The 20,393-nt window shown below is 42.7% G+C and carries 15 protein-coding genes and 1 pseudogene; 11 read left to right on the forward strand and 5 right to left on the reverse strand.

Going from position 1 to position 20,393, the window contains the following annotated elements; all coding sequences use genetic code 11:
- Positions 1-413: 413 nt before the first annotated feature.
- On the reverse strand, positions 414-1,049 hold the full coding sequence (locus A142_RS02895; RefSeq protein WP_019821159.1) for a hypothetical protein: 636 nt from the start codon (positions 1,047-1,049) through the stop codon (positions 414-416).
- Between the two features lie 252 nt (positions 1,050-1,301).
- On the opposite strand from A142_RS02895, the gene A142_RS02900 reads away from it, so the two are divergent.
- From A142_RS02900 to A142_RS02910, 3 genes are all read left to right on the forward strand, one after another.
- Positions 1,302-1,547 carry a DUF2164 domain-containing protein gene (locus A142_RS02900; protein ID WP_017059821.1) on the forward strand — a complete coding sequence of 82 codons (246 nt, stop codon included), beginning with the start codon at positions 1,302-1,304 and terminating at the stop codon, positions 1,545-1,547.
- A gap of 185 nt (positions 1,548-1,732) precedes the next feature.
- Positions 1,733-2,272, forward strand: a complete 540-nt coding sequence (locus A142_RS02905) for a cytochrome b (protein WP_019821162.1) — start codon at positions 1,733-1,735, stop codon at positions 2,270-2,272.
- Positions 2,269-2,838, forward strand: coding sequence for a YceI family protein (locus A142_RS02910; RefSeq protein ID WP_017059819.1), 570 nt, complete (start codon positions 2,269-2,271; stop codon positions 2,836-2,838). Before A142_RS02905 ends, A142_RS02910 begins: the two co-directional genes overlap by 4 nt.
- 320 nt (positions 2,839-3,158) lie before the next feature.
- Here A142_RS02910 and focA read toward each other — a convergent pair whose 3' ends face one another.
- Positions 3,159-4,610 (reverse strand): formate transporter FocA, encoded by a 1,452-nt coding sequence (focA, locus tag A142_RS02915; RefSeq protein ID WP_019821166.1) that lies wholly within the window; start codon positions 4,608-4,610, stop codon positions 3,159-3,161.
- Positions 4,611-4,883: 273 nt separating this feature from the next.
- Between focA and A142_RS02920 the strand changes: the two genes are divergently transcribed.
- Positions 4,884-5,789, forward strand: coding sequence for a LysR substrate-binding domain-containing protein (locus A142_RS02920; RefSeq protein WP_017631156.1), 906 nt, complete (start codon positions 4,884-4,886; stop codon positions 5,787-5,789).
- Positions 5,790-5,993: 204 nt separating this feature from the next.
- The gene (locus A142_RS02925; protein ID WP_017059817.1) at positions 5,994-6,488 is read left to right on the forward strand and encodes a DUF1097 domain-containing protein; all 495 of its coding nucleotides are present in this window, start codon (positions 5,994-5,996) and stop codon (positions 6,486-6,488) included.
- A gap of 176 nt (positions 6,489-6,664) precedes the next feature.
- Here the strand turns inward: A142_RS02925 and A142_RS02930 are convergent, their stop codons facing one another.
- Positions 6,665-8,410, reverse strand: coding sequence for an ATP-dependent endonuclease (locus A142_RS02930; protein ID WP_019821169.1), 1,746 nt, complete (start codon positions 8,408-8,410; stop codon positions 6,665-6,667).
- 238 nt (positions 8,411-8,648) lie between these two features.
- On the opposite strand from A142_RS02930, the gene A142_RS02935 reads away from it, so the two are divergent.
- From A142_RS02935 to A142_RS02960, 6 genes and pseudogenes are all read left to right on the forward strand, one after another.
- On the forward strand, positions 8,649-10,388 hold the full coding sequence (locus A142_RS02935; RefSeq protein WP_029405350.1) for a bifunctional metallophosphatase/5'-nucleotidase: 1,740 nt from the start codon (positions 8,649-8,651) through the stop codon (positions 10,386-10,388).
- A gap of 612 nt (positions 10,389-11,000) precedes the next feature.
- Positions 11,001-12,002: a TerC/Alx family metal homeostasis membrane protein gene (locus A142_RS02940; RefSeq protein ID WP_029405351.1), complete on the forward strand. Its 1,002-nt coding sequence runs from the start codon at positions 11,001-11,003 to the stop codon at positions 12,000-12,002.
- 313 nt (positions 12,003-12,315) lie between these two features.
- On the forward strand, positions 12,316-12,504 hold the full coding sequence (locus A142_RS02945) for a hypothetical protein (protein WP_017058324.1): 189 nt from the start codon (positions 12,316-12,318) through the stop codon (positions 12,502-12,504).
- 393 nt (positions 12,505-12,897) lie between these two features.
- Positions 12,898-14,187 (forward strand): DEAD/DEAH box helicase, encoded by a 1,290-nt coding sequence (locus tag A142_RS02950; protein WP_019821178.1) that lies wholly within the window; start codon positions 12,898-12,900, stop codon positions 14,185-14,187.
- A 198-nt stretch (positions 14,188-14,385) separates the two neighbouring features.
- Complete coding sequence (locus A142_RS02955; RefSeq protein ID WP_029405352.1) at positions 14,386-16,104, forward strand: autotransporter assembly complex protein TamA; 1,719 nt, start codon at positions 14,386-14,388, stop codon at positions 16,102-16,104.
- A gap of 52 nt (positions 16,105-16,156) precedes the next feature.
- Positions 16,157-16,504: pseudogene (locus tag A142_RS02960) on the forward strand (aspartate/glutamate racemase family protein); the annotation flags it as partial.
- A 101-nt stretch (positions 16,505-16,605) separates the two neighbouring features.
- On the opposite strand, the gene A142_RS02965 reads toward A142_RS02960, so the two are convergent.
- Both A142_RS02965 and A142_RS02970 read right to left on the reverse strand, forming a co-directional pair.
- Positions 16,606-18,063: a phospholipase D family protein gene (locus A142_RS02965; RefSeq protein ID WP_019821183.1), complete on the reverse strand. Its 1,458-nt coding sequence runs from the start codon at positions 18,061-18,063 to the stop codon at positions 16,606-16,608.
- An 84-nt stretch (positions 18,064-18,147) separates the two neighbouring features.
- On the reverse strand, positions 18,148-20,262 hold the full coding sequence (locus A142_RS02970; protein ID WP_019821185.1) for a carboxylesterase family protein: 2,115 nt from the start codon (positions 20,260-20,262) through the stop codon (positions 18,148-18,150).
- Between the last annotated feature and the right edge of the window lie 131 nt (positions 20,263-20,393).

The raw sequence follows: 20,393 nt of genomic DNA on the forward strand, positions 1-20,393 counted from the left end.
ATATTTAAATAAATATAATTAACGAAAAAACAGCATGATAATTGATATTAGTCATTAAAATTACTTATCATTTACCATTAATAATGATTATTGTGAATTTAATCTCTGAGTAATCTATCTCATATCAACATCAATCAATATAAGCTTTCAGCGTAAATACACCAGCTAAAAGTAGGGACAAAGCCCCAGGTTATGGGGGAATGTCAAAGTTGCAATATCAACAAGCAGCTCCGCTTGCATATAAATGATATCTACTTCTCAAAATATGAATGATGATCTGATAAGTTATTATTTTATCGAAGATAAACTTTGATTGATTATTGGGTAGGGCTTGATATGTGTTTTTATAAAATATTGGGATAGAGGTCTAACAATGTACTTTCAAAACTGATTGAAAAAGTTGACCCGTATTCCTACTGCCATTGAAGTACCGCATAAAGTTGCAGGTATTTACGAACCAGTTGTTGATTTCCTGACCGTTTTAAAGGGTGTCCAAATTTAATAAAGCAAGGGCTGATTTTAAAGTTGTTATTTAACTCAGTGGCGAATTGAGAATCACTCTCTCTTAGCGTGATACCTTGTTGGCTATATTCCGTAACCTCGTCTGGGAGCTCACCCATCCACCAATGGAGTAATTCACCACTGTTTTTACTTCGGCTAATCCAATGGTCGGAGACAATGATCAAAACGTCATTGGGTTGAATGGAAAATCCATACTCTTGTTGCCAATTATGGATGTCTAACATCAACTTTCTACGACAGGTTTTCCCGGCACTCACCATATGATGACTGATCATCCAAACGGTACCGATCTCGGAAGATATTCGGAAGTGTCGAGGCGTTTCGCCAGAGGAAAGCATTTCAAGTGGGCTGATGTTGCTTGCATGATTAAAGCTAACGAAGGTGTGCTCCATTCGGCGGGCAAAGGCTTTACCGATGTGATGCTCACTGATCCCTTGGTTATGCACCGTAGGGTAATGACGCTCACAGAGTTTTAGACAATCGTCTTGAAAATGATTGACGCTTTTAATCACGAGATCTAATAACAATGAAGTCCCTTATACACAGCTACTATCTTATTGATGGGCAATAGTACGGTAATTGCGGTGCCGTTACCTATTGTCAAAGTGCGAGTTCTTGATCTCTCTATCAAAATTAACCATTGCTGAGTGATTTTATTGATAGCACTGGCGCTCTACTGGTCTGTATTCTAAATTATGAGGAATTCTAGCTAGTTACCTCGATTATAGTCTAGTTAGCAAATCACAATTGATCTACTTACTCTTTATTTGGAAACATTCATGACCATTCAACTAGATTCGAAGCAAAAGTCTGAGCTTACGCATACTCTTCAAAAATACCTGCAAGATGAACTCGATGTGGAGCTTGGCCAGTTCGACACAGAATTCTTGGTCGATTTCATAAGTAAAAAGTTTGGGGCGGTTTACTACAACAAAGGGATAGAAGACGCTCAAAAAGTCATGGAACGTAAAATGTTAGATATCTCAGATGAGCTTTACGAGATCGAACAAATCGTTGAAATCTAGACGCAGCAAGCGATTGTTCGACAAAGAAATTTGTCAATAAAGCAACTTGTTCAAAAATTTTGAATAACTTGTTTAATTTGAAATGATGTAACTAATGTAAAGCTTGGTAAATAATATGTTACACAAACTTAGTGTAGGGTACGCTTTTCAAAATTACACGACTCGTTAACATTCGGAACAGATGCATGGACAACAACGTTAAAAATTACAATCCCTTAGCAAGAGCAATGCATTGGATTTCAGCACTCGCAATATTTGGCTTATTTGGTGTAGGCCTATGGATGGTTGATCTTTCATACTACAGCGAGTGGTATAAAACAGCGCCAGACTATCACCGCTCGGTAGGCATTCTTTTGGCTGCTGTTACCGTTATCCGCTTGGTTTGGAAGCTAGTTACCGCGTCACCTAAAGTGGAAGGTAAAAGCTATGAAGTTGCAGCAGCGAAGATCGCTCACGGCTTCATGTACATCAACTTAGCGGTTTTATTTATTTCAGGTTATTTGATTTCGACATCAGATGGCCGCGGGGTAGAGGTATTCAATTGGTTCACTGTACCAAGTATGGGTGAACTGTTTGCAAACCAATCTGATCTCGCAGGAACGATTCACTACTATGCTGCATGGGTACTGATCATCATGGCATCAGTGCACGCCTTAGCGGCGATAAAACACCACGTTATCGACAAAGACGATACGCTACGAAAAATGATAGGAGCTTCAAAATGAAAAAGTCAATTATCGCTACAGGATTAGCATTTGCAATGGCAATGCCTTTCGCTGCGAACGCCGCTGATTACGTGATTGATACAAAAGGTGCGCATGCTTCAGTTAACTTTAAAGTTAGCCACCTAGGTTACAGCTTTATCCAAGGTCGTTTTAACACATTCTCAGGTGACTTCTCATTTGATGAAAGCAACGTTGAAGCGTCTACAGTAAACGTAACGGTTGATACTACAAGCCTTGATTCGAACCACGCAGAACGTGATAAGCATATCCGTAGCGGTGATTTCATCGACGCTGGTAAGTTCTCTGATGCGACATTCAACAGCACAAAAGTGGTTGATAAAGGTGACGGCAAACTTGAAGTTATGGGTGACCTGAAACTTCACGGTGTAACTAAGCCTATCGTTATCGAAGCTGAATTCATCGGTGCTGGTCAAGACCCATGGGGCGGTGAGCGTGCAGGTTTCGTTGGTACAACTCGTCTAGAGCTTGCTGACTTCAACATTCCAGTAATGGGCGCTTCAAGCTATGTAGATATGGATCTACATGTTGAAGGCGTAAAGAAGTAATCTAGCTTTCTAGCTTTCTAGCTCTCTGACAGGTATCAACATTTTTTAGAAACATCAAAAGTTTGGTCGATACTAAAGAGGTCAGCAGCTAGTTAGCTAGTTGGTAAGAGGCAAAGTAGCAAAACAGCTAGAAATAGAGAAAGGCGCAAAGTTTTCACTTTGCGCCTTTTTTATTGAGGTAAATGGCCACGCGTTTAGGTCTGTTTTGTGTCAAACCTTTTACTGCGTCTTAAGCCACCATTTACTTCTGCCAGTCAACGTTGCCATGACTGAGTTATCTAATTGAACTACTAATCCCTAATAGTTCAACTTACGATTAGTTAAGCCGTTTCCAATTCAGCTTGAGGAACCACGTTTAGTCGGTCACCGTAAATTGGACGTAGTGCTTGCATCACTTCAATGCGAGTTAACACACCGACCATTACGCCATTTTCTAACACTGGCAGCATATGTGGTTGGCTTACTTTCATTGCTTTTGCACGCTCTTCTAGAGAAAGAGAAGTCAGGCGAGTTGCGAAGCCCATGCTTGTTGTCGGGTAAAGTTGCTCTTTGTCGATGCATAGGAACTCAGCAACGTCTATTAGCTTGTCGTTTGCATCGATAGCCACAACGTCACGGCTCATTAGGTCTACGACTTTCTGGCCTTTAGTTGGGATGTAATCTTGGCACCAAAGGTCCACCATTACGTCATGAACAGAGAAGATACCAACCAGACGACCTTCAACATCGCAAACAGGAGCGCTAACAAGTTGAGCGTCTAGAAGGGAATCAATTGCGACTGATGTAGGCATTTCTACGCTCAGTGTAATTGGTTGAGTGTTCATGATTTGCTTGATAGTCGTTGCTGTGTTCATAGTGATTTCCTTAACTGACGTAATTTCTGTTGTTTGTGTAATTGCTGTAATTTTTGCTGCTTTCAGCTGCGGGCGACGGTAAATGCTCCAATTGGCTAAGCCGACCAATACTGAACCACCTACGATGTTTCCGATTGTCACTGGTATTAAGTTCGCGGTGACAAATTGCATGATGTTTAGGTCTGCGTACTGGGCTGGTGTTGCGCCAATTTGCATCCAAAAACTTTCTGGTGCGAATGCTTGAATCGTGATGCCTAGTGGAACCATGAACATATTCGCCACACAGTGTTCAAAGCCTGAGCTTACGAACATTGCTACGGGTAGTACGGTCATCATTGCCTTGGTCATTGCGTTAGCAGAGCTGAACGTTAACCAAATCGCTAAACACACCAACAAGTTACAAAGCACACCTAAAGCAAATGCTTGAACAGGGCTGTGGTGTAGCTTGTGTTGAGCAATGTTCAGAGCGTTTAAGCCCCATTGCCCGCCATCCAGTTGATACAAACCTGCTGCGCTTACCAAAGCTAATAGGAACATGGCACCGATAAAGTTACCGACATACACCTTGCCCCAGATAGACAGCATCTTAGTGAAGGTGATCTGCTTGTTAGCCCATGAGATGCTTGATAACACTGAGCTGGTAAACAGCTCTCCACCACAAATCACAATCAAGATCAAACCCATACTGAATGCAAGACCGCCGGCTAAGCGACTCAATCCCCATCCAGCATCAGCGCTGCCCGTGGTTACCGTGATGTAGAATAGAAAAGCAAGCCCGATGAATGCGCCAGCCATGATTGCTAAACTCAATGTCATGCTGCTGGTTTTATTTGCTTTGCTTAATGCAAACTTCTCTGCTTCCGCCATCATTTCTGTTGGTGAGAACAGTTGATGATTTTCAGAAGTGCTGGTTGCCATATCCCCCCCTTGAACAATCCGTCATGTGTAATTCCTAGTGTTAATGACTTGGTTAATCCGTAATGGTTAATCAGTAATGTTTTGCAGGGCTCGTTGTGTCCTGCCATTCCAGATTAGGGGGTAGCGAGGTAGAGGTAAAATTGATAATTTTTAAAAACCACATCAAATTTATTGATATAGATTGGGTTACGAGTAGAATGAAATCGATTGCTCATCGGCTTGATAAAAAACGAGCATCAGGACACAAATAATTAAAAGCATTAAGGATGAATTTTGCGTTATTCATTAAAGCAACTCGCGGTATTTGATGCAGTGGCAGATTCCGGGAGTGTTAGTATTGCAGCAGACAAGTTGGCGTTGACTCAATCAGCGACAAGTATGTCTCTTGCTCAGTTGGAAAAAATGCTCGGCAGGCCTTTGTTTGAAAGGCAGGGCAAGCAAATGGCTCTTACTCATTGGGGTATGTGGCTAAGGCCAAAAGCGAAGCGTTTACTGCAAGACGCACAGCAAATAGAAATGGGCTTCTATGAGCAGCATTTATTGAGCGGAGAGCTTAAATTAGGTGCGAGCCAAACACCCGCAGAACACTTGGTTCCAGACCTCATCAGTATTATTGATAACGACTTTCCAGAGATGCGAATCTCGCTCGGTGTACAAAGTACCGATGCCGTTATCGATGGCGTATTAGATTACAAATATGATTTGGGTGTTATCGAAGGTCGTTGTGACGACAGCCGAGTTCACCAAGAAGTGTGGTGTACGGACCATTTAACCGTGGTTGCATCCGCCCATCACCCGTTTGCGAAGCGTGAAAGAGTGAGTTTGGCGCAACTAGAGCAAGCGAAGTGGGTATTACGCGAACACGGTTCGGGTACTCGCAAAGTTTTTGATAGCTCTATTCATCATTTAATTGGTGATCTTGATGTTTGGCGAGAGTATGAACACGTTCCTGTTTTAAGAAGTTTGGTAGCAAACGGCCCATATTTAACGTGTTTACCTTATCTAGACGTCGAGCAGTTTGTTGAATCAGGTCAGCTTGTGACCTTGAATGTTCCAGAGCTTGAGATGGAACGTACGCTTTCATTCATTTGGCGTGCCGACATGGCAGAAAACCCACTTGCTGAATGTATCAAGCGTGAAGGCAAGCGTATGATGAAAGGCAAACCGTCAGTTCTGTAACGATAAATTGATAGAATGCTGATAACCGATTGTGTTGAATAAGCGATTTCGGTCTCTATCTAGTGATAAATGCACATTTGCGTACATTATTAATGTGATCGAGATCGTCTAAATGAAGGCGTTCTTACCATAGTATGCTTACTTGATTTTAAGTGAGGCTAAATCCGGTTGCGTTCAATGACGTAATTAGGCTTTAGAAATAGTATGAGTACATTAGTCGCGATTTCATTAACAACAGGTATTTTGTCAGGTCTTTGGGGATGGATAGCTATCTCTTTCGGCTTATTGTCATGGGCTGGTTTCCTAGGTTGCACCAGCTACTTTGCTTCGCCAACAGGCGGTGTTAAAGGACTAGCAGGAAGCTTATTGACCAACATGACAGGCGTATTCTGGGCAATGGTGATTATCGAAAGCTCAACCTTCGCAGGGTTAGAGATTTTAGGCTACATGATTACTGCTATTGTGGCTTTCTTTATGTGTATTCAAGCAAAACAAGCGTGGCTCGGTTATATCCCTGGAACCTTTATTGGTTGCTGTGCGACGTTTGCTGCAGGTGGCGATTGGCAACTTGTAGTACCATCTTTACTGCTTGGTGGTGTATTTGGATACTTGATGAAAGCAACGGGGCTATGGCTTCACGAGAAATCGACTCAATCTTCGGAAGTTGTTGAACAACATGCTAAACAAGCAAAAGCTTAATCAAAACGTTGAGCAAAGGATAGTTTAGTCACTGTGAACTCTTGCAAGATAACCCCCAATTAATTTGTATATCGATTTATACAGGCACACCGTTTGGTGTGCCTTTTTTGGTTGAGGCGACTAGCTAAATATTTCATCAGTAGAGTAACTGATAGCATCTATAAGACAAATTATGCTTAGGTATTTCCATTCGCCATGGTGATCACGCGTTTTAATGTCCACCTTAACAAAAGTGGAATGCATTCTTGTCCTTGATTCTCGCAATGAGAAACAATGGCGAGTGCAAGGTCGGGTTTTGCATGTTTCTTCAATACCTTGGCAACCACTTTCTTTGGAGGGATAGGGTGATCGTAGGGAATCTTAACCATGTCACGGAAAAAGTTCTCGAAGCCGTTCATATACAAGTAATGTTCGATATCTTTATCTGGCAGTTCCGTGAGTCGATGTCTTTCCTGATCATTACCAAGCTTCGATAGCACCGTTGCTGCGTATTTTTTACCCGCCGCATCGCCGTCAGTTACCACATGCCAATCAATGCCAAACTCTTGCGCGACCTTAATCAGTGCTTTGAGGCCTGATTGAGCAAACTCAATAATCTGCACACCTTCCGCAGCAAGGTTATATCCGCATTGGTTGGCTAACTCATTAAACAACCAAACCTCTGTTTCACCTTCTACTAATAGCCAGCAACGGGCAAACAGTGCTCCTGAACGGTGGAATCGAATATGAAAACCAATTCGTCTTAGCTCATCTTTACTGAAGTGGTTCATGTTGAGTTGATTAGCGATGGTTTTGTCTGATTGACGTACCAATCGGCGAATCGATTGTAATGGTACGGCTGCAAGTAGATCGCCACTGTTGGTGGTGAGGATTTTCTGCATGGGCAATTTCTGCATTAAGCTCCAAGCCCTTGCCAAGTGTGTTGGGTGCAATCGACCTTCTGGATCTTCAAGGATCAAAAGAGGGCGCGCACATCGTCTTAAGTCGTTTGGCCCTTTAGCTTGTAGATAAGCGTTAAGTAATCCCATGAATAATAAGCGGGTTTGTTTATTTTTGGTCTCTTCGACGAGTTGATGAATACTCTGATCATTGGTACCCGCAGAATAAAGCAATCCGTCTCGCTGTTTTCTAGGGTTACGACGAGAAGTACTTTTGAAAGAAAAATAGTGCTCAATCAAACTTTGCATCGACTCTAGGCTACTGCGCATTTCACCTTTATTAACATGTCCGGGTATCGCCATGAGACGACGGCAGGTGTTGTCGATTCGTTTTTCTATTCTTGCTTGGCGTCCATTACCGTTATTGGCGCCGTTTCCATTTGTAGCATTTCCATTACTCGCATGATGCGCCCCGTTACCATTTGAATTCGCATGACCATTGCTAGGAAGGTGAGCGTTGTGGTTAAGGGATTTGCTGTTGAAAGGACGATCAAAGTGTCTTGCATCACGCAAGCGTATTACGGGATGTAAAGTCATGAGTTCTTGAGCGAGCTTCTCAGAATGATGAAGTTTGAGCGGATTGCCGTCCAGCCCTAAAAATGCATAGTGTGTGGTTGTTTCATACTGTTCTAGTGTCGCGCTGATTCGATAATAGATACGAAACACACCAAACTCATCTTGAACCCAGATCGGTTTGAGTTTGCGATAACGACCTGCGTTAAGTTCACTCTTGTCGTTAGCTTTTAAGGCGAGAACAATTTGAAGATGTTGAGACTGAGGATGTGAAACTGAGTAATCGACATGAAAATCGGTCATTTCAAAGTGATATGGCACACCGTCAGAGGGCAGAACGACGGAAAGGGCATCCAATAATGAAGACTTACCCCAAGTATTTTCACCAATAAGCGTGGTTAATTCGTCAAACGCGAGTGACATGCGCTTGATACCTCGAAAGCCAGAAATCTCGATTCTTTCTAGTTGCATAGGCTTACTCCTAACGGAAGGCTCTGCTAATTGTTTGAAAGCTAACAGATATCTTTAATCATAATCGAAAAATACCAATCCGGTATGCTCATCTGTCACAAAACCCGCTGTTTATTGATACGGTGCAAAATGAGATTTTCGATCTATCTCGAGTATTTTTTTGCAGTGCAGTTTCATAAAATTCACGATTCTGTCATGATTCTCGACCTAGTATGAAGGGACAAAGAGAGAAGAAATTATGACTAAAAAGAATAAGCCGACAAAAATAGTGTTGGCACACATCAACGACACCCACTCATACTTTGAACCAACCTCGTTACAGCTATCACTTAAAATGAACAACCACATCATTGAACCTTATGTCAGTGCTGGTGGCTTCGCTCGAATTTCAACACGCTTCAAACAAATAGAACAAGATGCCCAGCGCCAGAAGGTTGGAACCTTATTCCTGCACGCTGGAGACTGTTTCCAAGGCACTTTGTACTTTTCTTTATTCAAGGGAAAAGCCAACGCCGATTTGTTGAATGCACTTAATATAGATGCCATGACGCTCGGTAATCATGAGCTAGACATGGGGAATGAGCCCGTTGCAATTTTTGCGAAAAGAATCAAATTCCCACTATTAGCCGGTAATTGGAATTTATCGAATGAGGACATCAATAAAACTCATACGTTAACTGACAACGTAATTGTTAAGCCTTACCTGACTGAAACTCGAAGTGCATCTTTTATAACGAAAGACTTCGATGGCGAGAAAGTCGCAATCTTTGGTTTAAGCATCGACAAGATGGCAGGTATCGCGAATCCAGATATCGATACACCGTTTGAAAATGCATTGGAAACAGCTAAAGCGACCATAGAACAAATCCATCAAGCTGGCATCAATAAGATTGTTCTACTTAGCCACCTTGGTTACGAAGCGGATTTAGAGCTAGCGGCTAACGTAACAGGTATTGGCGTGATTGTTGGTGGTCATAGTCATCGCTTACAAGGTGATTTCTCTGATATTGGCTTAATTAAGGATGATGAATACGGTGTAAAAGTAGGCGATACCTATGTCGTGCAAGCTGGATTTCACGCAATGAGCCTAGGTCACTGTGAAATCGAGTTCGATGCTCAAGGAAAAGTGACGCACTTTAATGGCAAGAATGAACTGTTATTAGGCCGTCGACTATTTATAGACGCGAAGCTGAGTGAAGTAGGACAAGACGATGCACATGATATGGCGTGTGAATTTTTGAATAATCACCCTAATGTTGTTGTGTGCAAGAAAGATCCTGAGCTGCAAAGCATTCTTACGGATAAATACCAACCACGAGTTCGAAAGCTTCAACAACAAGTTATTGCTCATGCAGACACAAAACTGCGCCATGTACGCATCCCGGATGAGAATGGGCCAAGCCAACTTGCGCCGCTTGTCGCTCAATCATTCCACTATTTAATGAACAAAAACGGGCATCAGGTTGAATTTGCCATTCACAACGCTGGCGGTGTGAGAAATTCACTGAATAGCGGTGATGTTTCTGTTGCCGATATTGCCGGAAAACTACTACCGTTTGCCGTCCCGATTGGTGTATACGAAGTAAAAGGTGAGACCATTGCGGGCATGCTTGAAGGTGCTATTAATAATGCATTAGACAATGGTGTTGTGGGTACGGGGTCGGGCAGCTTTCCTTATACCCATAACCTGAGGTTTTGTTATCACAAAGAAGCACCTCTAGGACACCGAATTCACCATCTGGAGATTCATTCCGAAGAGTCTGGTTGGCAAGGGGTATCCCGTGAACGTGTTTATCGAGGCGCGTCTTCAGCCTACACAATGAAAGGGAAAGAAGGCTATAACGCCGTGCTGGATATGATAGGTGATGGGATGGTGACGACTGATTCTATGGCAGACTGCTTCATAGAGTTTTTGCAAGACCACCCAGAGTCGCTTCAACACAATGAGCCTTTGAATTGCATGGAGTGTTTTAGATAACTACAGCTGCTAGTGATATTTAACATTATTGCGTTGGCTTATTTATAAAATTGGCATCGTTTATGCTTTATCTCTGCAGGTCGCCTTCTTGTGGAGATATACATGGATAAGAAAGATTGGTTAGATGCGGTAGCGGTTGTAGGTTGGGTGTCAGTTTGGTCGGTGTTAGTGTATTTGGTGCCCACAGCAGGCTTATAACGTAACGCGGCTTGAGATGGACTATCAATGCATGCAAGATTCACTCGCTATCAGTATCGTTGAACAACAGGAACAGGGCAGAACCTGCTAAACGTATTCCTAAAATCAATATGAATGCCGTTTTGACAAACCTGTAGAAATAAAAAAGGAGCGTTTTGCTCCTTTTTCATTTATTTGAGCAAATTTATCTAGACGAAACAAAGTTAGGGGAATATTATCCACGCGTTTGGGGAGTAGTTAGCGCAAGTTTACATATCGTCATCTCGTTAGGCCAAGAGTCTATCCGGTATGTAAAGGTGAAATCCCATATTTCACTTCAACGAGACCAACGCAATCACAGTCAAGATCCGTAATGGAGCTTGATATGCTTTGTTTGCGGAAGGTCTTTGTACAGTTCTTCCGCCCGGAGGAATAATGAACTCAACTCAATCTCTATTATCTACAAATAGTGAATCCTTTTTTTCATCGCCAATCATGACGACTTATGCGGGCTTTTTCCTGCTTACGGTTATTCTCGTCTCTATTGATATTTATCAGACTCGTGGCGGTAACGTTACTATCAAAAAAGCGGCAATCTGGAGTGTTTTCTGGTTTGTGCTTGCGTTTTTGTTTGCTGGCTCTATTTACCTATTTTGGGACATCTATGCGCCGAATAGCGATTACACAGCGCAAAAAGCAACCGTGTCATTCATTACGGGTTACTTGCTAGAGAAGTCACTGAGCGTAGACAACTTGTTTGTTTTTGCGATGATCTTTGCTCAATACCAAGTTCCAGAGCACCTAAGACCACGTGCGCTTCTTTGGGGTGTAATTGGTGCATTGGTGCTTCGCGCGATTATGATCGCATTAGGCGCGCAGCTGTTGGCGGAATACCACTGGGTACTTTACGTGTTCGCTGCGTTCTTGATTGGTACAGGTATTAAACTGGCATTAGACAAGGGCGAAGAGGAGACAGTGAATACACTGCCTGAAAAGCTACTTCGTAAAGTGATGCCAGTCACCGAGGATTTCCATGGACCTGCATTAATGGTTAAGCAGGGGGTTAAATGGGCGTTCACTCCAATGATGTTGGTAATCGGTGCGATCGCAGTCATGGACGTGATGTTTGCATTGGACTCTATCCCTGCGATCTTTGCAGTAACACAAGAACCGTTCTTGGTACTTGCTGCGAACGTGTTTGCGTTGCTTGGTCTTCGTTCATTGTACTTTGTACTTCAAGGTATGATGGATAAGTTCATCTACTTGAAGCCAGCACTGGCATTCATCATGGTATTTATCGGTGTGAAAATGCTATTGGTTGACAGTGAATGGGCTATCCCAACTTACTGGTCGCTCACTGTACTCATTTTTACCATGACGATTGCGGTTATAGCGTCGATTTATGCGAAGAAGCCAGGTATTGAACAAGTAAATTAAAAACAAATATAACTTATCGAAAAGTCGATAATGAACACGTGGCTGATGAAGTGGGAAATTTATTTATGTAAATTTCCTGTGACATCAGCCACTGTTGTTTGCGGGGTATTTGTACTAAATGCATGATTTAAACACAATATTGAATTTATAGTCACTATGGGTGCATATGTATTTTTTGGTATTGTTAATGGTTTGTTTTATTAGAAAAACTAATCTCAAAGTCTAATTTTAGTCATTTTTTAACCCGCAAAAGATCACCTATTATTCTTGTCATCAGAACGAAACACATTAACAAATTTATAGAGAGGCAATCATGGCTCAAGCAGTACAAATGAATACTATCGCTGTCCCTAACTCTATGGATAAGAAGACCTACGCGGTTAACTTCAAAGGATTGATTGCACACATTTTTGATATTCTTTTCGTAGACAACTCTCCACGTAGTTACTACGCAAGCGACCTGTCTGGTCACATGCAACGCGATATCGGTATTAACCGTTAATCTAAGCGTAAACGCATAGAATAAAAGAAATACAGAATCTAAAAAACGCCAGCTTCTTACGCTGGCGTTTTTGTATCTGAAAGAAAACTTTATCTCTTCACAAACTCAGAACCTGAAAGAAAAACCTAGGCATAACGGTCTTTATTTGAGCGCCATTCAATTCGCTTTGTACAAGGATCACGGTATGTCACACGTCGAATGCGACAATGATAAAGGTAAGAATGTATGTAAACGAGGTGGATACGGTGAGTAGTGAGGTTCTAGCATCGATAACTTGGTTTCTGACGGGTATTAATCGGGGAAATAGAAGCGAAAGGGCGATTTAGTTACGTAATACTGCCGAAATACGTTAATATAGCGCGCTATTATTTTAGCTTTGAGTTCCTGCAATTAATGACTAACACCACGACACCAACCAACTTCTCTGATCTTGGCTTAATTTCTCCACTGATGGCTCGCCTTAGTGAGCTTGAATATCAACAGCCAACGCCTATCCAAGCGCAAGTTATTCCAAGTGTGTTAGCAGGACGCGATTTAATTGCAGGCGCAAATACCGGTTCAGGTAAAACCGCAGCATTTGCACTTCCACTGTTACAAAAGATTCATGAAGACGCACCTCTGGACCGTCGTTCAGGCAAAGGTAACTTTGTTTCTGGCCTTATCTTGGTGCCTACTCGTGAACTTGCCAAGCAAGTGGCTGACAGCGTTAAATCTTACGCGGTGCATTTCAATGGTGCGATTAAAACGGTTTGTGTATTTGGTGGTGTATCGGTAAATGCTCAGATGCAAGCGCTACGTGGCGGTACTGATATCTTAGTGGCGACACCAGGTCGTCTGCTTGACCTTATTTCAAGCAATGCTGTCAAGCTTGATAAAGTTAAAACGTTAGTGCTTGATGAAGCTGACCGTATGTTAAGCCTTGGTTTTACAGAAGAACTAGACGCAATCTTGAAGTTACTGCCAAGCAAGAAGCAAACGCTATTGTTCTCTGCAACGTTCCCGGAACAAGTTCAAACGCTTACTCACGAACTACTGACGGATCCAATTGAAGTTCAACTTCAAAGTGCTAATGCGAGCACACTGGTTCAACGTGTATTCGAAGTAGAAAAAGGCCGTAAGACAGCATTGTTAGCGCATCTGATTCAGCAACATGAATGGCGCCAAGCACTGATCTTTGTTAATGCAAAGAACAGCTGTGAGCACTTAGCTGATAAGCTTTACAAGCGTGGGATCATCGCAGAAGTATTCCACGGTGATAAAGGGCAAGGTTCACGTACTCGCATCCTTGAAGATTTCAAATCTGGCGAGATCGACGTTCTGATCGCGACAGACATCGCTGCTCGTGGTTTAGATATCGAGAAGCTACCAGTAGTCATCAACTTTGATCTACCACGTAGCCCATCAGACTACATGCACCGTATTGGCCGAAGCGGCCGGGCGGGAGAGGTTGGCCTTGCGCTATCTCTGATTGATCACGAAGATTACCACCACTTCAAAATCATCGAGAAGAAGAACAAGATTCGTCTTGAACGTGAGCAAATCGAAGGCTTTGAGGTAGATGCGGAAGCGGTTGCCGAACTGATTGCTGCACTTAAGCCTGTTGCGCCACCAGCAGGTACAGGCAAGAAGAAAAAGAAGAAGAAAGCGGCACAAAACCAAGATGTGTGGCTAAACAATAACTGACCAACAATCGGTAAACAGTCGATATTCTAAAGGCGCTTAATGGCGCCTTTTTTGTGTTTGAAGCATGGGGAATGTAAATAGATAGAATACGGATGTCCTGATATTTAAAATCAACCAAGTTGCCTCGTAGGATAACGTCCTCCATAAGAGATTCAGCAATTTCACGCTTTGCTCATAACCTATTCAGGTTTTTAGCAACTGGGTAACTGCGTGAATACCTCGATTAATCAAATCATACTGGCAGCTTCACTTCTCATGGTTATTCAGGCGTCTGCGATAGGCGCGGACTTTGAAGTTAAAGGTTTGAACAAAACCCTTTCTGAAAATGTAGAGTTGTACTTAGAGCCGTTAGCTGATATCCCAGTTTCACAGCTATCGCATACTAAGCTATTGAAACGAATCCAAGACGCACTTAACCCTTATGGTTACTATCACCCTCAGATAGATATCGAACTTGATGATACTGACCACATGAACTTGAACATCGATTCTGGGCCTGTGATGTACATTGCGGAATCGATTGTAAAAGTCACAGGAGAAGCGAGTAAAGATGAAGAGTTCATCAACATACTCAAGCAAAGCCGTTTAAATTCTGGCTTAACATTATCTCACCAAGAATATGACCGAACTAAACATGCGATTTTCTCCTTAGCAAAGCGTAAAGGTTACTTTGACGGTCAGTTTGTCGAGTCGAAGCTTGAAGTTATTCCCAGTGAGAACATCGCCAACATTTACCTACATTTTTCAAGTGGCCCACGCTACAAGTTTGGTTCTATCAGCATTCCTGAAGATGGGGTTGAACCTACCCGCATCGGAAAAATTCCGACATTCAAACAAGGTGACGACTTTGACACCATCAAGTTAGGTGAACTGCAGTCTGATTTGTCTGAAACGCAGTGGTTTCGTAGTGTCGTTGTACACGGTGACTTTAACCACCTTGATGATAATCTAGAAGTGCCAATCGAAATCATTGCTGAGCCAAGCTCTCGTAACATCGTACAAGTGGGAGGAGGTTATTCTACTGATCTCGGGTTACGTGCCTCTCTCAACTGGTCAAAGCCTTGGTACAACCGAAGAGGGCACAGCTTTGAAACACAAACGTATTTGTCTGAACAAGAGCAATCACTGCAGTTGGGTTATAAAATCCCAACAGAGAAAGTTACGACCGATTACTATGGTATTCAGTTTGAGTCAAAACGAATTGATCATCGAGACACCAATAGCTTTTCAAATGATCTTAAGTTTGAACGTTACTGGCAATTAGACAGCGATTGGCAAAGCACTATTTACGTCAAATACTTACATGAACAGTATCGCCAGGCGTCTGAGGAAGACCAATCGCAATTACTGCTACCTGGCATCAGTTTTTCTCAAGTAGATCGCAAAAATGATCAATTGGAACTCAATCATCGACACATCTATTCCATTGAGTATTCTGACCCTAGTCTGTTTTCTGATTCAAAGCTGCTGCGCTTAGAAGGTAACAGTGTCGTTTCGTGGGATATTAGTGACAGTCAGAAGCTGCATTTTCGTTCAAACATCGGTATTAACATTGCAAAATCGTTGTCGGACGTACCGTCTTCACTGCGTTATTTTGCTGGTGGTGATGGAAGCTTACGAGGTTATGGTTATGAATCGATTTCCCCGAAAGACGACAACGGTGAATTAACCGGCGCGCGCTACATGTTAACGGCAGGCCTTGAATACCAGCATCAGGTCTATCGGTCAATTTGGGTGGGCGCGTTTCTCGATGTTGGCGATGCGTTTGATGATGAAGCTGATTGGAAGCGTGGTACTGGCCTTAGCCTGATTTGGAACTCGCAATTTTTGCCTGTAAAACTCGACTTCGCTTATGGCTTAGATGCCCCTCAAGGCGATGAGTTTCGTATTCACTTTTCCCTGGGTACTCAATTCTAAGAATTGTACGTTGTTTAAGTTCTCGCGAGGATACGATCCATCCAATGGGATTCAAGTAATCCGAGAGACTAACGGCATTAAAGCGGGCGATTTTGACCGTAATGGCGCACTTCTTGCTGTTGCGGTTCAAAGCATCGTGGAGAAGGGCGTTGATACGGTTATTTTGGGGTGTACGGAACTTCCTTTGGTTAGAAAGCAACTTGAAACGGCATTTCCAACAGTCACTTTTATTGATCCTATGGAAGCCGTAGCAGAGCGTGTCGTTGATATTTACCGTCTCGCTGAGCAGTATGTTGAGCGTGGACATGTGGATTATGACATTAATGATGTTGGTTCGATCTTCACGACGCTTGATATGGTGAACTACGTGGCCAAAAGAGCGATGACCTACCGCCTGTAAGCTCAGATACGTGTATTGAAACATAAAAAAGCCGCGAATTACGCGGCTTTTTCGCATTTGGACTGGTGAAAGATTAGAAATTAAAATTCGAAGCTCGACACTTAAAGCTCGAACTCGCCATTCATTTTTCGAAATAACCAATCTGGTACCTTGTTCCATGAACTGTAGTTCGGATTCTTAGTATGGATTTGGTCTCCTGAAGCCCAGCTCGTCTCACCTGATTGTTCTCGCGATACAGCCCAGAACAAATCCTCTTTCTGGCGTGTTAAGTAGTGTGTCACTTGCTTTGCAAACTCTTCACTCTCAATCAACACACCAAACTCAACGTTTAGAAAGTCTGACCTTGGGTCAAAGTTAGAAGAGCCAATGTAGGTGACACGCTCATCTAAAATTACTGTCTTGTTGTGGTAGTAGGTATCAACATGAAAGTAGTGGTCATCATTGATCGCCTGACTTTTGTACTCATAGATACTTACGCCTTTGTCGAGTAATGTCTCACGGTGTTTCTCGTAATACGCTGGAACAAAGCCTGAATCATTGGAAGCTGATGAGTTGGTCATTAAGGTGACTTCGGCTTGGTTCTCTCTAAGTGCATCGACAAATACAAACCGGTTGTCGCTTGGCACCATGTAAGGTGTAGAAATTAGAGCCCTAGACGGCGTCGCTACTTTTTGCTTCATTAAGTGCTCTGTACGTAGACGAAAGTAAGGCTTGTTGTCATCGAGCTTCTTTAACGAATCAAATAGAGGCGTTACAGATGCTTTAATAAATTCTGGTTCACTCAAGTGATTTATCTGTTTCTCAACGTCGAAAATGATCTGTTCTTTATTCTTCTCGCCTTTGTTCATTGCTTTAGTAAATGCTTTGTATCGACCTTGTTCTTTGACTTTGATTCGTTCTTGAATGGAAACAACATATTTGCTCTCCCAAAGAGCTTGGTAGTTTTGGTCGAAAGACGCTATTACCGTACCTCGAAACAGAACGTCCATATCAAAGAAATTGGCATTTTCGCTATAACCAAAGTAATCATTACCAATGTTTCTTCCGCCCAAAATCATTGATTGGTGGTCAACATTGAAGTACTTCTCGTGAAGTCGATTATCCAGTTGTTTTTGATGAGTCGAGAAGTTGAACGCACGACCAACCCAGCCAGCTTTTCGTGATTCAAAAGGGTTGAAAAGTCGAATCTCAATATTGGGGTGTGAGTCCAATTCCGCTAACCATTTATCATTAAAAACCAGCAGGTCATCTAAGGTCAGTCGGACGCGTACACCACGATCCGCCGCTTGCTTTAGCTCATCTAGAAGCATCAAACCTAACGTGTCACGCTCCCAAGAGAAGTAAGTCATATCTATCGAATGTTGTGCTTGGCGAACGAGGTCGATACGACGAGCGAAGGCTTCTGGGGCAGAAGGAATTAAATACACTTCTGCTCGGTGTTCGGTGCTTTGCCAGTTTGCTTCGAAGTCTGTTTCAACATCGGGGTAAGGTTGGGCACATCCTGTGACCAAAGCAATTAACATCATTGTGCATGCTGTTTTTAGTTTGCTAAGCGTCATAACTAACCTGCGTTTGAGCGTAAAATTTGGATATAAAAACGGCCAGCGAGCTGGCCGTTACAGTAGAAGGGGGGTTGAGTATGTTTAGTTTAGGTACCACTGCCAAGGCATAAGACCTTGATCTTCTAGACCGCTTAAGCGTCCTTCACTAAGCTTTGGGTCAACACCTGGGTTTGTTACATAGTCCCAGTCATAAGTTGTGTTATCGCTAAAGCCTTGAGATTCGATAACTAATATATTGTCGGCAGAATCACTGTACTGGTAGTTAGTGAATAACTCTTCGCTAAACCATAGGCGTGACATTTCGTTCATTAGTGCCTTCTCGTTGCTTGTTGGGTGAATCTCACTACCGTCAAAACGTACAGCTTTGTTGAACATAAATGGCAGTTCTGAACCGTTACACGCACCGCTGAGGCAACCAATCGTTTTGAATAGATCAATGATTGACAGTTGGTCGTATTCGCTCGTTTCTTCATTTAGAGCTGTTTTAAAGTTCCACATGTTAAAGCTTGGTTTGCGCTCAAAGTGGTATAGGGTTGCTTCTACTTCGCTGTTTGCTGCCATATAACGAGCTGGGCCATTGAATAGTGTATCATTCAGCAAGGTTTTAAATTGCTTCATGTTGTTAAGAGCGCCACCTATACCAGATTCTGAGTTAGGGTAGAAATCAGTTAGAGCCAGAATATCTTGGGTTTGCTGGTGGCCAGTGATATCAACAATGTCGACCAAGCAATCTACGGTACCCGCAATATCATTGGGATCAATGCATCCAATCATTTCAGTTACATTACCTTCTAGCTTAGCACCATAAAATAACCCAGTTACTGCGCTGTAAGCACTGCTTGGCAGTGCAAGCTCTGCCGAAGGTTCATCACTTGCTCGCTCAGTTAGTTTTTGCTGCAGAAGAACGATGTTGTTTTCTTCTTCTAGCCAGTTGACCATTGCAAGTGCAAGCTTTGCTGGGTCTTCGTTAGTAAGCAGTTCAGGCTCATCATTTGTTAATAACTCAATGACCGTCGGAATTAAGAATGTAGCGCTAAATAACATGCCAAAGCTATTCGCTTCATGTGCATTTTCACCTAGAACCGTTGGTACTGAGAAGCCAGTTTGCATTGGTGATTTTGCTGATTCGCTACAGCCACTCAAGAATTTAGTTTTTTCACACAATATGTAAGGAGCATAAGGCATCAGGTTTGACATTGGAGTCTCATCTGCTGTTGGGCTCAGAAGTGGGATCTGCAAAGAACCTAACAACCAATTCTTTAACTGCTCGATACCATTCAACGCTGTTTCTTGCGATGCTATGATTTCGTCGATCGAAGTGTCTACGTCAAAGCCATTGTCACGGTCCTTAGCTACGTCATAGCTAGGATATTCAAAGCCATACGGGTTGCTTTGCATGATGGCACGCTGGAAATATTGACCTGCGATATTTTCATCTTGTTGCAAGAAACCAATAGACATAGCACCGGAGCCTTGGCCCATAACAGTGACGTTTTGAGCATTACCACCGAAATCGGCAATGTTATTGTGTACCCACTCCAAAGCGCGCTTTTGGTCACCTAGGCCATAGTTACCATCTTCGTTCGCACCTTGGACCCATTGAGTACCTAGCTGACCAAGTCGATAGTTCAAGCTTACATAAATGAAAGGCTTACCATCTTCGCTTCCTTGGGCAACAACAGTATCACCGTGCACTAATGCTTCAGAGCCTGAGCCGTATTCAAAGTCACCACCGTGGATGAATACATATACCGGTAGATCTGCGTCAGCATCAACGCCTACTGGACGCCAAATGTTCAGGTTTAAACAGTCTTCGCTTTGAGCTTGGTCGGTTGCGTGAATTTGCATACATGCATCACCAAATGAAGTGGCGTCGACTATACCTTCAGAGTTCATCAGATCAGTTAAATCGATAGAGTTACTGTGTTCAAAACGCTCGGCTTCCGCAAAACGAATCCCTTTAAAGGTTTCAACAGAAGACAGTTTGTCGGCTTCAGAATTAGAAGACACAACAAGTTCTTGTTTGGTTGCTTTGATCATCGCGTCGCCGATTTGCGCAGTAAACTGTTCAGCAGGTGCCGGTACTAAAGGTTCTGGTTTGTTTGGCATAGGCACAGTAGGTTCTGTATCACTGCCACAAGCAGCAAGTAGCATTGAGATGGTCACAGCAAGAATTGATCGTTTTTTGAGGTTCATTATTATGTCCACAGTTATTTGTTGTTACCAAACCAGCAATTCCGTGCGCTATCGTCGACCGTTGTCGTGCTTGGATGTATGTAATTTTCTTATGGGATGTATATTAAATACATTTTATTGATTGATGGAAT

Origin of the sequence: Vibrio splendidus 12E03 (assembly GCF_000272105.2) — a bacterium.
GTDB classification, from domain to species: domain Bacteria; phylum Pseudomonadota; class Gammaproteobacteria; order Enterobacterales; family Vibrionaceae; genus Vibrio; species Vibrio splendidus_I.